Annotated in this window: 10 protein-coding genes and 4 tRNA genes; 9 read left to right on the forward strand and 5 right to left on the reverse strand. The window is 61.4% G+C overall.

Annotation, left to right across the window (positions count from 1 at the left end; all coding sequences use genetic code 11):
- Positions 1-1,041: 1,041 nt before the first annotated feature.
- Positions 1,042-1,407, forward strand: a complete 366-nt coding sequence (locus J3361_RS27320; protein ID WP_207967164.1) for a DUF6124 family protein — start codon at positions 1,042-1,044, stop codon at positions 1,405-1,407.
- A gap of 190 nt (positions 1,408-1,597) precedes the next feature.
- Here J3361_RS27320 and J3361_RS27325 read toward each other — a convergent pair whose 3' ends face one another.
- From J3361_RS27325 to J3361_RS27340, 4 genes are all read right to left on the reverse strand, one after another.
- Complete coding sequence (locus J3361_RS27325) at positions 1,598-2,944, reverse strand: sigma-54 dependent transcriptional regulator (protein ID WP_207967165.1); 1,347 nt, start codon at positions 2,942-2,944, stop codon at positions 1,598-1,600.
- Positions 2,941-4,530, reverse strand: a complete 1,590-nt coding sequence (locus tag J3361_RS27330) for an ATP-binding protein (RefSeq protein ID WP_207967166.1) — start codon at positions 4,528-4,530, stop codon at positions 2,941-2,943. Before J3361_RS27330 ends, J3361_RS27325 begins: the two co-directional genes overlap by 4 nt.
- Positions 4,520-4,756: a PP0621 family protein gene (locus J3361_RS27335; protein ID WP_186708979.1), complete on the reverse strand. Its 237-nt coding sequence runs from the start codon at positions 4,754-4,756 to the stop codon at positions 4,520-4,522. Before J3361_RS27335 ends, J3361_RS27330 begins: the two co-directional genes overlap by 11 nt.
- A gap of 331 nt (positions 4,757-5,087) precedes the next feature.
- A complete protein-coding gene (locus J3361_RS27340) occupies positions 5,088-6,104 on the reverse strand; it encodes an outer membrane protein assembly factor BamD (RefSeq protein ID WP_186708980.1) in 1,017 nt (338 codons plus the stop codon).
- Positions 6,105-6,254: 150 nt separating this feature from the next.
- On the opposite strand from J3361_RS27340, the gene rluD reads away from it, so the two are divergent.
- The 8 genes from rluD to J3361_RS27380 all read left to right on the forward strand — a co-directional run bounded on the left by rluD (position 6,255) and on the right by J3361_RS27380 (position 13,132).
- The gene (gene rluD, locus J3361_RS27345; protein ID WP_186708981.1) at positions 6,255-7,217 is read left to right on the forward strand and encodes a 23S rRNA pseudouridine(1911/1915/1917) synthase RluD; all 963 of its coding nucleotides are present in this window, start codon (positions 6,255-6,257) and stop codon (positions 7,215-7,217) included.
- A complete protein-coding gene (gene pgeF, locus J3361_RS27350; RefSeq protein ID WP_207967167.1) occupies positions 7,214-7,939 on the forward strand; it encodes a peptidoglycan editing factor PgeF in 726 nt (241 codons plus the stop codon). Before rluD ends, pgeF begins: the two co-directional genes overlap by 4 nt.
- A 130-nt stretch (positions 7,940-8,069) precedes the next feature.
- A complete protein-coding gene (clpB, locus tag J3361_RS27355) occupies positions 8,070-10,634 on the forward strand; it encodes an ATP-dependent chaperone ClpB (RefSeq protein ID WP_186708990.1) in 2,565 nt (854 codons plus the stop codon).
- 314 nt (positions 10,635-10,948) lie between these two features.
- Positions 10,949-11,024, forward strand: a tRNA-Asn gene (locus J3361_RS27360).
- A gap of 7 nt (positions 11,025-11,031) precedes the next feature.
- Positions 11,032-11,108: transfer RNA gene (locus tag J3361_RS27365), tRNA-Pro, on the forward strand.
- A gap of 5 nt (positions 11,109-11,113) precedes the next feature.
- Positions 11,114-11,189, forward strand: a tRNA-Lys gene (locus J3361_RS27370).
- Between the two features lie 93 nt (positions 11,190-11,282).
- Positions 11,283-11,359 (forward strand) — tRNA-Pro (locus tag J3361_RS27375).
- A gap of 147 nt (positions 11,360-11,506) precedes the next feature.
- The gene (locus tag J3361_RS27380; RefSeq protein WP_207967168.1) at positions 11,507-13,132 is read left to right on the forward strand and encodes a methyl-accepting chemotaxis protein; all 1,626 of its coding nucleotides are present in this window, start codon (positions 11,507-11,509) and stop codon (positions 13,130-13,132) included.
- Between the two features lie 206 nt (positions 13,133-13,338).
- Here the strand turns inward: J3361_RS27380 and J3361_RS27385 are convergent, their stop codons facing one another.
- On the reverse strand, positions 13,339-14,637 hold the full coding sequence (locus J3361_RS27385; RefSeq protein ID WP_207967169.1) for an NAD(P)/FAD-dependent oxidoreductase: 1,299 nt from the start codon (positions 14,635-14,637) through the stop codon (positions 13,339-13,341).
- Positions 14,638-14,680 lie beyond the last annotated feature (43 nt).

Here is a 14,680-nt window from a genome sequence, read left to right on the forward strand (position 1 = left end):
GCTCGGCATGCCCTCACTCCGGCATTGCTCCGTGGGCCGCCGCGAAGGGCCATCCATGGCCCAGCGCGGCTATCCCGGCATCCATGCCGGGATGCCCACGGATCAATGCCTGCGTTCGGCCATCGTGGTTAACGGGGCGCCCGAGATCAACGTCCGCCCCGAGGCGGCCTAGTAGCCGACCTGGTTCTCCTGGTCGTACACCCGTCAAATCTGTTTGAGCAGGACCTGTGGGAGCAAAGCTTGCTCGCGAGGCGGCCTGACAGCCGGCCTGGTTCTCCCGGTCGTACTCCGATCCCATTGTGGGAGCGAGCCTGCTCGCGAAGACGGCGGTACATCCAAGGCTGATGCAAGCTGATCCACTGCCATCGCGAGCAGGCTCGCTCCCACAGGGATTTTCAGTGGCCGCAAATCTGTAGATCGTCCCCGACCCAGTGTGGGAGCGAGCTCGCTCGCGAAGACGGCGGCACAGGCGATGAATATGTTGAATGCTCAGGCCCCTTCGCGAGCAGGCTCGCTCCCACAGGAGAAACGCGATCACCCTAAATCAGGTCGGCTGTTAGGCCGCCTCGCGGTGGACGTTGATCTCGGACGCCCCGTTAAACCACGCTGGCCGAACGTAGGTATTGTGGAGTGGGCATCCCGGCATGGATGCCCGGGATAGCCGCGCTGGGCCATGGATGGCCCTTCGCGGCGGCCCACGGAGCAATGCCGGAGTGAGGGCACACCGAGCCTAGGCGAGGTGCCGAGTGGTGGGGCAAAAGCGTTTTGGTTACTTTTGCGCTTCTCAAAAGTGACCCGCCGTAAGGGCGGAACCCTAAGCCGCCGTTACCGCAGAAACGGATATACACACCGCCCTTACAGCCGACCAAGCTTTGTAGGAATGGTCGGACAAAATTCTGACTCAAAAAGAATTTTCCGACGAGTTCTGGCGGTTGCCGGGTGGGAAGAACCCTGGCTAACCTTTCCCCGTCGCTGCCAATTCAGCGTCCGGGCGTCGCGGCCCGAAAACTTGGTAATCCATTCCCTCTTTGGAGTACCGCAATGAGTGACAAACCACTACCACCTTCAGAAACCAATAACGCTTCTCCTGACTCCAGCCATAACACAAAAGGGCTCGATGAAGCCGCCAAACGCGCCCTCGACTATTACCTCGGCCCAAAACCCGAAGCCAAAAAGAAACCAACCTCAAACCAGCTATTCACGGTAGTGGACGGCATCGACACCGAATGCCTCCTCACCAACCTCAGCGAAACCCTGGCCTCCGCCAATGCCACGATCAGCGACCTGGCCTTCGAACTTGAAGGCTCGCGACGGCATGTCGCCTTGGGGGTACAGCAGCTGATTGAACTGTGTGCATTACTGGCCAATCGAGTACTGGACGAACGGGTGCCAGTGCCGGAGGGCTAGAAAGCGGCGTTACAGAGGGTGAGCGCCGAACCTGTGGCGAGGGAGCTTGCTCCCGCTGGGTCGCGAAGCGGCCCCCAACCTGAGACCTCGGTGCATCAGGTGATCGAGTCGCTGCTTTTGGGGCTGCTGCGCAGCCCAGCGGGAGCAAGCTCCCTCGCCACAGGGAATACGTGGGCTTCGAAACCGTGGCTCAATCCAGCCCAAGCTTCTTCAACCGATACCGCATCGACCGAAACGACAACTTCAACCGCTGCGCCGCCGCCGTGCGGTTCCAGCGGGTTTCCTCCAACGCCTGGAGGATAAGCTTGCGCTCGACGTCTTCCAGGTAATCTTCGAGGTTATCGACCTGCATCAAATCGGGATTGCCCGCCTCAGTCCCACTGCTGCCCTCGGCCAGACGCAGGTCATCCGCTTCGATCAGTTGTTGTTCGCACAAGGTATAGGCCCGCTCAAGCATGTTCTCCAATTCCCGCACATTGCCCGGGAAACGGTAGTTCTGCAGGGCTTCCAGGGCTCGCGGATGGAGCTTTGCCGCAGGGCTGCCGGTGGTGCTGGCCAGGCGCTGGAGCATGTGGTTGGCCAAGGGCTCGATGTCTTCGCGGCGTTCACGCAACGGCGGCACGCGCAATTCGATGACGTTCAGCCGGTAATACAAATCCTGGCGAAAGCGCCCGGCGGTGACTTCGGCGTCGAGGTCCTTGTGGGTGGCGCAGAGGATTCGCACATCGACCACTTCTTCCTGCTGGCCGCCCACGGCACGCACGGCCTTTTCCTGGATGGCCCGCAACAGCTTGACCTGCATCGCCAGCGGCAGATCGGCCACTTCATCGAGGAACAAGGTCCCGCCATGGGCGGCCTGGAACAGCCCGGGCTTGTCTTCGATGGCACCGCTAAAGCTGCCTTTTCTGTGTCCGAAGAACTCGCTTTCCATCAGTTCCGTGGGAATCGCGCCACAGTTGACCGGTACAAACCGCTGGTTGGCGCGGGGGCCTTGTTCGTGGATCAGCCGGGCGACCAATTCCTTGCCGCAGCCCGATTCTCCGCTGATGTACACCGGAGCCTGGCTGCGGGCGAGTTTCTCGATCTGTTTGCGCACGCTGAGCATGGGGGGCGAGTCGCCCAGCAGACAGCGTTCGAGGGTGCTGGTCGGTGAGGCGACCGGTGGCAGGCGCAGGGCACTGGTGACCAGTTCCCGCAGCCGACCCAGGTCGACCGGTTTGGTCAGGAAGTCGAAGGCGCCGGCCTTGAGGGCGTCGATGGCGGTTTCCAGGCTGCCGTAGGCGGTGATCATCGCCACGGGCAGTTGTGGATAACGTTGCTGGATGTGCTGCACCAGTTCCAGGCCGGTGCCATCGGGCAAACGCATGTCGGTCAGGCACAGGTCGAAGGCATCCCCTGCCAGCAGGGCTTGTGCCTCGGCAAGGTTCTTGGCGCTGCGGGTGTCGAGTTTCATCCGGCCCAGGGTGATGTCCAGGAGTTCGCGGATGTCCGGTTCGTCATCGACGATCAGGATTCGTTGCCGTGAGCGATTGTTCAAATCTGTTTCCGTCCGTGAGCAAAAGTGATGCGAAAGCAGCCGCCGCCTTGGCGTGGTTTGAAGTCTAGGCGGGCCTGGTTGCTTTCGCACAGCTCACGGGACAGATAGAGCCCAAGGCCGGTGCCCTGGCTGCTGGTGGTAAAGAAGGGTTCGAACAGATGCGCCTGCTGCTCGGGCGTGACACCGGGGCCGTTGTCGATGATGTCCAGGGTCGACAGCTGGCTGTGAGGGTCGATGAACAGTTTCAGCCAGGCGTCGGCCTGTTCATGGGCCATCGCGCTGTGGCGCCAGGCATTGCGCAGCAGGTTGTCGAGCACCTGGGTGAGTTGGTCGGGGTCCATGAGCGTGGTGTGGTCGCCCGGGTCGATGCTCAAGTGCAATTGCTGGTGGTCGGCCATGCTTTCGCGCGTCTGCTGGACGAACTGATCGAGCCAGGTCCGCAGGTCAAGGCGCTGGGGTGTGGTTTGCTGGCGGCGAGACAGCTGCAAGACGTTTTCAATGACGCGATTCATTCGTTGGGAGTGATCTTGAATAATCTGCGTCAGACGCCGATCCGCGTCGTTCAGTTCCTCGGATTCGCGCAGCAATTGCGCCGCGTGGCTGATGGCGCCCAAGGGGTTGCGGATTTCATGGGCGATACCGGCGGTCAGACGCCCGAGGGAGGCGAGCTTGAGCTGTTGGGCGTGTTGGGCCACCTGGGCCAGGTCTTCGAGAAACACCAGGATCTGCTGCTGGTCGTTGTGGCCCAGGGCGATGAAGCTCGGTTGCAGGGTCAGGCCTGTGCCGCTGATGGTCAGGCTGGGCGGGCGCAGGCTGGGGTTGTTCAGCCAGAGTTGCAGGCGCTCGACCAGGGCGCTGGAGCAATCGTCGATCGGCTGGCCGACCAGGTCGTGCATGCCCAGCAGGTTCAGCGCACTTTCGTTGGCCAGTTGGACCCGGCGCTGGCGGTCGAGCACCAGGATGCCGGTGCGCATGCGTTGCAGGATCAGGGCATTGAGGGCTTCCAGTCCGACCACTTCGCTGGCCCGCTGCTCGGCCAGGGTTTCGCTGGCTTCCAAACGTCGGGTCAGGCCCTGCACCAGCAGCGCTGCGGCAAAACACAACGCCCCGAGGGTGCCGGCTTGCAAGTAACTGCTGGGACCGTTCGAGTCGCTCAAGCCAAGAAATAAACTCGAACCGACGATGCCAAGGGTGGCGACGGCTGCGATCAACAGGCCGATCCGGCCGCGCAGCAGCGTATTGCCGATGGCCACCGAGACGATGATCAGGTTGCCAATGGCGCTGGGGGCGCCGCCCGCGGCGAAGAACAGCCACGAGAGCAGCAGCACGTCGGTCAGGGCCAGGCCGAACAGCCGGGCAGGGCGGCGGGTGTTTTCCAGGAACACCACCAGCAGGATATTCAAGACCAGGTACAACCAGCTGCCACTGCGCAACAGGTCGTCGTTGGCGTATTCCAGCAGACGGTTGTCCATGTTGCTGGAGATCAGCAGCACCAGGGTGATGCCGATACTCAGGCGGTACAGGTGGTAGAGGCGCAGCAGGCGCTGCGCCTGTTTGATGCGTGGGCTTGTCGCCTCAGCGTTCACGAGTGCCCGGGCCTTGCTCGAGGTGAGCCTGGCTGCAATACCATTGTTGTTCGAGGGCCAGCGCCCGGTCACGGGGCAGGTGTACGCCGCAATGGGCGCAACGGACCATGGGCGGTGCGTCCTGTTCCTGGGTAGGGCGGGACGCGCGGCCGCCGGTCTTCTTCACCCCGCGAAAGATCCAGATAGCGAAGGCAACGACGGCGAACAAGATCAATAAACGAAGCATGATGGGCGGCTTTTTGGCTAGAGATCAGGCAGTTTAGCCAAGGACAGGAACGGCGCACAGCGCAATAAAACTCGGGCACAAAAAAGGGAGACCGTCGGGTCAATGCTGTTCACTTAAGGCAATCGGCAAACCCGTGGCGAGGGAGCTTGCTCCCGCTGGGCCGCGAAGCGGCCCCAAAACCTGCCAAGTGCGGCGTATCAGACACACCGCACCCGCCGGTTTACGGCTGCTTCGCAGCCGAGCGGGAGCAAGCTCCCTCGCCACAGGGTCATCATTTTCTTAAGTGAACGGCATTAGACCGTCGGGTCTCCCTTTTTGTAGGTGCCTTGGCTCAGTCAAACAGGCCGAAGGTCATGTAGCTGAACCAGGAGCGGTCGCTGGAATCGCTCTCAGGCTCTTCTTCCTCGATCACGTCGCCATTTTCATCCTTGGGCTTGAGTTCGTTCGGGATGGCTTCCTTGGCATCCTGGAACTGACGCTGTACGTCCTGGTTGGCGCGGGTTTCGCCCGGCGGCAGCGGTGGACGGGACTCGATCAGGCCCAATGTCGCCTTGCTCAGCCACGAACGGTTGTCGGCTTCGTCAACGCGCGGGGTGAACTGGCCGTCGACCAGCGAAGGGTGATCCGGGTAGTTCAGCTTGAGGGTTTCCAGGCTGGTGGCGGCCAGGTCGTCCAGGTGCAGGCGCTGGTAGGCTTCGGTCATCACCGCCAGGCCATCACCCACCGAAGGGGTTTCCTGGAAGTTTTCCACCACGTAGCGGCCACGGTTGGCGGCGGCGACGTAGGCCTGACGGGTCAGGTAGTAGTCGGCCACGTGGATTTCGTAGGAAGCCAGCAGGTTGCGCAGGTAGATCATGCGCTGCTTGGCATCAGGCGAATAACGGCTGTTGGGGAAGCGGCTGGTCAGCTGGGCGAACTCGTTGTAGGAGTCGCGCGCGGCGCCCGGGTCACGCTTGGTCATGTCCAGCGGCAGGAAGCGCGCCAGCAGGCCGACGTCCTGGTCGAAGGAGGTCAGGCCCTTGAGGTAATAGGCGTAATCGACGTTCGGGTGCTGCGGGTGCAGGCGAATGAAACGCTCGGCGGCGGACTTGGCGGCTTCCGGCTCGGCGTTCTTGTAGTTGGCGTAGATCAGCTCCAACTGGGCCTGATCGGCGTAGCGACCGAACGGATACCGCGACTCCAGCGCCTTCAGCTTGGCGGTGGCGCTGGTATAGCTGTTGTTATCCAGGTCGTTCTGCGCCTGTTGGTACAGTTCGACTTCGCTCAGGTTTTCGTCTACGACTTCCTTCGACGAGCAAGCAGCAGTCAATGCGAGGATGGCGATCAGCAGCAGGTGTTTCACTTGCATGGCGGCTTGCGTCCCTATGACGGCCGCTGTCTTGGGCGGGGCCGTCCTGTTATGATGAGCGCCCCGTTGAAAGCCTCGGGGCAAAAGACGCCGTATTTAACCACAAGCGCGCAGCCGAAACCAAAGGCTGTGCCGACGCCCAGTCCGAGCATGTCCGATAAAATAGAACTTCGCGCAGAGGTGCCGTCCGATTTGGGCGGCCAACGCCTCGATCAAGTCGCCGCACAACTCTTTGCCGAGCACTCTCGCTCGCGCCTTTCCGCCTGGATCAAGGACGGCCGCCTGACTGTGGATGGGGCGGTGATCCGTCCGCGCGACATCGTCCACGGCGGTGCCATCCTCGAGCTGACTGCCGAGCAGGAGGCCCAGGGAGAATGGGTCGCCCAGGACATTGCCCTGGACATCGTCTATGAAGACGATGACATCCTGGTGATCAACAAGCCTGCGGGCCTGGTGGTGCACCCGGCGGCCGGTCATGCCGACGGCACGCTGCTCAACGCCTTGTTGCACCACGTGCCGGACATCATCAATGTGCCCCGTGCCGGCATCGTCCATCGCCTGGACAAGGACACCACCGGCCTGATGGTGGTGGCCAAGACCATCCAGGCGCAGACACAGCTGGTCACACAGCTGCAAAGCCGCAGCGTCAGCCGCATCTATGAGTGCATCGTGATCGGTGTGGTCACCGCCGGTGGCAAGATCAACGCCCCGATCGGTCGCCACGGCCAGCAGCGCCAGCGCATGGCGGTGATGGAAGGCGGCAAGCAGGCGGTCAGTCATTACCGCGTGCTCGAGCGTTTCCGTTCCCACACCCATGTGCGGGTCAAGCTGGAAACCGGCCGTACCCACCAGATTCGCGTACACATGGCCCACATCAACTTCCCGTTGGTGGGCGACCCGGCCTACGGCGGTCGTTTCCGCATTCCGCCGGCCGCCAGCCAGACCATGGTCGAATCGCTGAAGAGTTTCCCGCGCCAGGCGCTGCACGCGCGTTTCCTGGAGCTGGATCACCCGACGACCGGCAAGCGCATGAGCTGGGAGTCACCACTGCCGGATGATTTCGTCTGGTTGCTGACGTTGCTCAAGCAGGACCGCGAGGCGTTCATCGGATGAGTGACTGGCTGACACCCGACTGGCCCGCGCCGGCCCGGGTCAAGGCCTGCGTCACGACCCGCGAGGGCGGCGTCAGCCTGGCGCCGTTCGACAGCCTCAACCTCGGCGACCATGTCGGCGACGACCCCACGGCCGTCGCCGAAAACCGCCGCCGCCTCACTGATCCCTTCGCCATCACCCCGGCCTGGCTGCAGCAGGTCCACGGCATTGCCGTGGTCGAGGCTGACCCGACCCGGGTGGCGACCGCCGATGCCAGTTGGACCGCCACGCCGGGTATCGCGTGCACGGCGATGACCGCCGATTGCTTGCCGGTGTTGTTCTGCAACCGCGCCGGCACCCGTGTCGCGGCGGCCCATGCCGGTTGGCGCGGGCTGGCGAACGGTGTGCTGGAAGCCACCCTCGATAGCCTTGCCGTGCCTGCGGATGAAATCCTCGCCTGGCTCGGCCCGGCCATTGGCCCGCACGCCTTCGAAGTCGGGCCGGAAGTGCGTGAAGTCTTCATCGCGCAGCTGCCCCAGGCGGCTCAAGCCTTCGTCGCGAGCCCCAATGCCGGCAAATTCCTGGCCGACATCTACGCGTTGGCACGGCTGCGCCTGGCGGCACGGGGTGTCACGGCGGTCTATGGCGGCGGTTTCTGTACCGTGACCGACCCGCGTTTCTTTTCCTACCGGCGCAATCCGCGCACCGGTCGCTTCGCCTCGCTGATCTGGATCGAACGCTAGACTTCTCTGATCTGCATCAAGGGCGCCCGGCTTGAATCTTCCAGAATTGACCACATCTATAACGGTATCTGGCAGGTTTCTTCATTCAGGATGTTTTCTAGGTCCGGCCTGCTCATTAGGAAGGTGACCCATGCGTATTGATCGTTTAACCAGCAAATTACAATTGGCCCTGTCCGATGCCCAGTCCCTGGCTGTCGGCCTGGACCATCCCGGTATCGAACCGGCGCATTTGATGCAGGCCATGCTCGAACAGCAGGGCGGCTCTATCAAGCCCCTGCTGATGCAGGTCGGCTTTGACGTCAACAGTCTGCGCAAGGAACTGGCGAAGGAACTCGACCAGTTGCCCAAGATCCAGAATCCGACCGGTGACGTGAACATGTCCCAGGACCTGGCGCGGCTGCTCAACCAGGCCGATCGCCTGGCCCAGCAGAAAGGCGACCAGTTCATTTCCAGCGAATTGGTGCTCCTCGCCGCCATGGACGAGAACAGCAAGCTCGGCAAGTTGCTGCTTGGCCAAGGCGTGAGCAAGAAAGCCCTGGAAAACGCCATCAACAACCTGCGTGGCGGCGAAGCGGTGAACGACGCCAACCACGAGGAGTCGCGCCAGGCACTGGACAAATACACCGTCGACCTGACCAAGCGTGCCGAGGAAGGCAAGCTCGACCCGGTGATCGGTCGCGACGATGAAATCCGCCGCACGATCCAAGTGCTGCAACGCCGTACCAAGAACAACCCGGTGCTGATCGGTGAGCCTGGCGTGGGTAAAACCGCCATCGCCGAGGGCTTGGCCCAGCGCATCATCAACGGCGAAGTGCCGGACGGCCTCAAGGGCAAGCGCCTGTTGTCCCTGGACATGGGGGCTCTGATCGCCGGTGCCAAGTACCGCGGCGAGTTCGAAGAACGGCTCAAGTCCCTGCTCAATGAACTGTCCAAGCAGGAAGGGCAGATCATCCTGTTCATCGACGAACTGCACACCATGGTCGGTGCGGGCAAGGGCGAAGGCTCGATGGACGCCGGCAACATGCTCAAGCCGGCGTTGGCCCGTGGCGAGTTGCATTGTGTCGGCGCGACCACGCTCAACGAGTACCGCCAATATATAGAGAAGGACGCGGCGCTGGAGCGGCGCTTTCAGAAAGTGCTGGTGGAGGAACCGAGCGAAGAAGACACCATCGCCATCCTGCGTGGCCTTAAAGAGCGCTACGAAGTTCACCACAAGGTGGCGATCACTGACGGTGCGATCATCGCGGCGGCCAAGCTCAGCCACCGCTACATCACCGACCGGCAATTGCCGGACAAGGCCATCGACCTGATCGACGAGGCGGCGAGCCGCATCCGCATGGAAATCGACTCCAAGCCTGAAGTGCTGGATCGTTTGGAGCGTCGCCTGATTCAACTCAAGGTCGAGTCCCAGGCGCTGAAGAAAGAAAGCGACGAAGCGGCGAAGAAACGTCTGGAGAGGTTGCAGGAAGAAATCGTGCGTCACGAGCGTGAGTATTCCGACCTCGAGGAAATCTGGAACTCGGAGAAAGCCGAAGTCCAGGGTTCGGCGCAGATCCAGCAGAAGATTGAACAGTCCCGTCAGGAGTTGGAAGCGGCCCGTCGTAAAGGCGACCTCAATCGCATGGCCGAGCTGCAGTACGGGGTGATCCCGGACCTGGAGCGCAGCCTGCAAATGGTCGACCAGCACGGCAAGAGCGAAAACCAGTTGCTGCGCAGCAAGGTGACCGAGGAAGAGATCGCCGAAGTGGTGTCCAAGTGGACCGGTATTCCCGTCTCGAAGATGCTCGAAGGCGAGCGCGACAAGCTGTTGAAGATGGAAAGCTTGCTGCACCAGCGCGTGATTGGCCAGGAAGAAGCCGTGGTGGCAGTGTCCAACGCCGTGCGCCGGTCCCGCGCCGGGTTGTCGGACCCTAACCGTCCGAGCGGCTCGTTCATGTTCCTCGGCCCGACTGGTGTCGGTAAAACCGAGCTGTGCAAGGCATTGGCCGAGTTCCTCTTCGATACCGAGGAGGCGATGGTGCGCATCGACATGTCCGAGTTCATGGAGAAGCATTCCGTGGCACGTCTGATCGGTGCGCCACCGGGTTATGTCGGTTATGAAGAGGGCGGTTACCTGACCGAGGCCGTGCGGCGCAAGCCGTACTCGGTGATCCTGCTTGATGAGGTCGAGAAGGCGCACCCGGATGTGTTCAACATCCTGCTGCAAGTGCTGGAGGATGGTCGCTTGACCGACAGCCACGGGCGCACGGTGGACTTCCGCAACACGGTGATCGTGATGACCTCCAACCTGGGCTCGACGCAGATCCAGGAGCTGGTGGGTGATCGCGAGGCGCAGCGCGCGGCGGTGATGGACGCGATTTCTACCCACTTCCGGCCGGAGTTCATCAACCGGGTCGACGAAGTGGTGATCTTCGAGCCGTTGGCCCGGGATCAGATTGCCGGGATTACCGAGATCCAGTTGGGCCGCCTGCGCAGCCGCCTGACCGAGCGCGAGCTGAAACTGCAATTGAGCGATGAGGCGTTGGACAAGCTGATCGCGGTGGGTTACGACCCGGTCTATGGCGCTCGGCCGCTCAAACGAGCGATCCAGCGCTGGATCGAAAACCCGCTGGCGCAGCTGATTCTGTCGGGTCGCTTCATGCCGGGGGAAACCGTGACCGGTACGGTGGAGAACGACGAAATCGTCTTTAACTGATAGCCGGGACTGCTGGCGATTGAAATGGCCTTGCCTTGCGAGGCCATTTTTTTCATCAGGCCGTTGAACTCAAAGGAAAAGGCTTGTAAAGTGCGCCCCGCAGTACGTCACCCCAAGGGTTACTTCTCACTGGGAAGGAATCCAAAATAAGTTGCAAATCATTGTCTTGAAAGCAATTTAAGGGGTTGACAGAGGTTCTGAAAATTGTAGAATAGCGCGCCTCAGACACACGAACGCAGCGATGCATACGGTGGAAGAGGTTGAAGCGAGATTCAACGATGTAGCTTCAAATAGCAGTAACTTGAAATATCAGTTCCGTGATAGCTCAGTCGGTAGAGCAAATGACTGTTAATCATTGGGTCCCAGGTTCGAGTCCTGGTCACGGAGCCATTTCAATCGGGGTATAGCGCAGTCCGGTAGCGCGCCTGCTTTGGGAGCAGGATGTCAGGAGTTCGAATCCCCTTACCCCGACCATATTTGGGTCGTTAGCTCAGTTGGTAGAGCAGTTGGCTTTTAACCAATTGGTCGTAGGTTCGAATCCCACACGACCCACCATTTTTGAAACCAGTTCGCTGGAATCGAATCTTAAGATCAGAGGCCAAAAGCGCTGATCGAGAAGGCGACTTGTAAAGGTCGCCTTTTTTTTACCGGGGTATAGCGCAGTCCGGTAGCGCGCCTGCTTTGGGAGCAGGATGTCAGGAGTTCGAATCCCCTTACCCCGACCATATTAAAAATCCTCGTATCGAAAGATACGGGGATTTTTTTTGCCTGCGATAAAGTGCACTGACTTAAGTCATCGTACAACATGCCGATAACCCACCGACAGGGGCCTGGCCCCAACCTCAGGCCAACAATAAAAAAGGCACCCTTTTATGTTTCTTCGCCAGTTGAATATCGCCCCCCGTGCGGCGTTGGGTTTTGCTGTGATCGCTGCGCTGGTGGCGTTGCTCGGGGTGTTCGCGCTGGGGCAGATGTCGAGCATTCGTGACAGTGAGGTCGCCGTGGAAACCCAATGGCTGCCGAGCATTCGCGGCGGTGATGAGATCCGCGAGTGGATGTTGCGGATCCGCACGATCTCCCTGCGCATGGCCCTGGACCAGGATCCGAAGAACATCCCGGTGTATCGCGGACAAATGGACACCCGCGACAAGGAGCTGGGCGAAAAAATCGCGGCCTACGAAAAGCTCGTCGTGACGCCTGAAGGCAAGGCCCTTTACGACCAGTTCAAGCAGACGTTCGCTGCGTACCGTACCGGTATCGCGCAATCCTTCACCCTGGCGGAACAGGGGCGTCGGGATGATCTGATCAAGTTGCTGCTGGTGGACATGAAGACCGTGGTGGACGGTTCCGGCAAGCAGCTCAACGATCTGGCGGAGTTGTTCTCCAAGCAGGTGTCTATCGAGAGTCAGAAGTCCCAGGAGCACTACGCCAAGTCCCGCATGATCGTCAGCCTTTTCATTGTGCTTGCCGCCCTGGCCACGGTGGCCTTGGCCATGTTGCTCACGCGCAGTATCGTCAAACCCCTGGGCGAGGCGCTGAATGCTGCGGAGAGCGTCGCCCGGGGTGACTTGACCCGACCGATCGAAACCCATGGCAACGACGAAGTCAGCCGTTTACTCAAGGCGTTGGCGGCCATGCAGCAGAATCTGCGCGAGACGTTGCAGGGCATCAGCGGCTCGGCGGCGCAACTGGCCACCGCAGCCGATGAGCTGAACGCCGTCACACTCGACAGCACCCACAGCCTGCAGCAACAGAACAACGAAATTGAACAGGCAGCCACCGCCGTCACCGAGATGACCACCGCTGTGGAGGAGGTCGCTCGCAATGCTGTTTCCACTTCCGATGCCACGCGTCAGTCCAGTGAGTCGGCATCCCTGGGGCAGCAGCGGGTCAGTGACACGGTGGAGGCCATTGGCGCCCTGGCCAACGATGTGCAGGTGACCGGCGGCCTGGTGCAATCTTTGGCCAACCAGTCGCAGGATATCGGCAAGGTGCTGGACGTAATCCGCGCCATCGCCGAGCAGACCAACCTGCTGGCCCTCAACGCGGCCATTGAAGCGGCCCGGGCGGGGGAGAGCGGGCGTGGGTTCGCGGTGGTGGCCGACGAGGTGCGGGCGCTGGCTTATCGCACGCAGCAATCGACCCAGGAAATCGAGCAAATGGTCCAAGGCATGCGCAGCGGTGCTACCCAGGCACTTGATTCCATGCAGGCCAGCTCCAGTCGCGCCGCCAGCACCCTGGCCATGGCGGAACGCGCCGGGGACGCGCTGCAGACCATTACGGCGTCGGTCAGTGAAATCCATGAGCGCAACCTGGTCATCGCCAGTGCCGCCGAAGAGCAGGCGCAAGTGGCCCGCGAGGTGGATCGCAACTTGGTGAACATTCGTGATTTGTCGGTGCGCTCGGCTTCCGGCGCGGATCAGACCAGTGCGTCCAGCCACGAGTTGTCGCAACTGGCGAATTCGCTGCGCACGATGGTGCAGCGGTTTCAGGTTTGATCGGTGGTTGCGCAGATTGAGTTTTATCTTTTAGATAGTTTTTGACTGCACTGGCGTCTTCGCGAGCAAGCTCCCACAGGAGATCGCGTACTCATGAGGTACTCGCTCTCCTGTGGGAGCGGGCTTGCTCGCGAAGACGATGGAACAGGCGATGCACCTCTAACGCTCAGCGCCGCCACAAGGGGTTGGCGCTTCACTTTTTATCCTCAATGCAACTTCAGCCGAGGCTCGGTCCCGCGTCCGATCTTGCTACCCAGCATCAGCATGGCCGTGCGGAACATGCCGTACAGCGCCATCTGGTGCATGCGGTACAACGACACATAGAACATCCGCGCCAGCCAGCCTTCAAGCATCACGCTGCCGGTCAGGTTGCCCATCAGGTTGCCCACCGCCGAGAAGCGTGACAGCGAGATCAGCGAGCCGTAGTCGGTGTATTTGTAGTCGGGCAGGGCCTTGCCTTCGATCCGTAGTTTCAGCGATTTGGCCAGCAGCGAGGCTTGCTGGTGCGCGGCCTGGGCGCGGGGCGGAACGTTGCGATCACTGGCGGGTTGCGGGCAGGCGGCGCAGTCGCCGAAGGCGAAGATGTTCTCGTCGCGGGTGGTCTGTAGTGTCGGCAGCACTTGCAGTTGATTGATCCGGTTGGTTTCCAGCCCATCGATGTCCTTGAGGAATTCGGGCGCGCGAATCCCGGCCGCCCAGACCTTCAAGCTCGCGTCGATCACTTTGCCATCCGCGGTAATCAGGCTGTCGGCGGTCACTTGGCTGACGGCGGCGTTGGTCATGACGTTGACGCCTAGTTTTTCCAGGGTCTTGTGCACCGGTCCGCCGATGCGCTCCGGCAGTGCGGGCAACACCCGTGGCCCGGCCTCGATCAGGGTGATGTGCATGTTCTCCGGTTTGATCCGGTCCAGGCCATAGGCGTGCAGTTCGTGGGCGGCATTGTGCAGCTCGGCCGCCAGTTCGACCCCGGTCGCGCCGGCGCCGACGATGGCGACGCTGATGCGCTCGACGATATCGGTCTGCCCGGCGTGGGCACGCAGATAGTGGTGAAGCAATTGCTGGTGAAAGCGCTCCGCCTGCTTGCGGGTGTCGAGGAACAGGCAGTGTTGCGCCGCGCCTTCGGTGCCGAAATCGTTGGTGGTGCTGCCGACGGCAATCACCAAGGTGTCGTAGCCCAATTCCCGGGCCGGCAACAGCTCGATGCCCGCCTCGTCATAGGTGGCGGCCAGCTGGATTCTCTTGCGCTCGCGATCCAGACCGCTCATGCGCCCCAGTTGGAACTCGAAGTGGTTCCATTTTGCCTGGGCAACGTAGTTGAGTTCGTCTTCGGAAGAGTTGAGGGAGCCGGCAGCCACTTCGTGCAGCAGGGGTTTCCAGATGTGGGTCAGGTTCGCGTCGACCAGCATCACACTGGCCGTGCCGCGCTTGCCCAGAGTCTTACCCAGACGGGTAGCCAACTCCAGGCCGCCGGCGCCGCCGCCAACGATGACAATACGATGAGTCATGGGGATATCTCGCAAGGCTAAAGGAATTCGGTGCCGTTACCCG

It is taken from the genome of Pseudomonas sp. OA65, from assembly GCF_017498305.1.
GTDB classification, from domain to species: Bacteria; Pseudomonadota; Gammaproteobacteria; order Pseudomonadales; family Pseudomonadaceae; genus Aquipseudomonas; species Aquipseudomonas zanjanensis.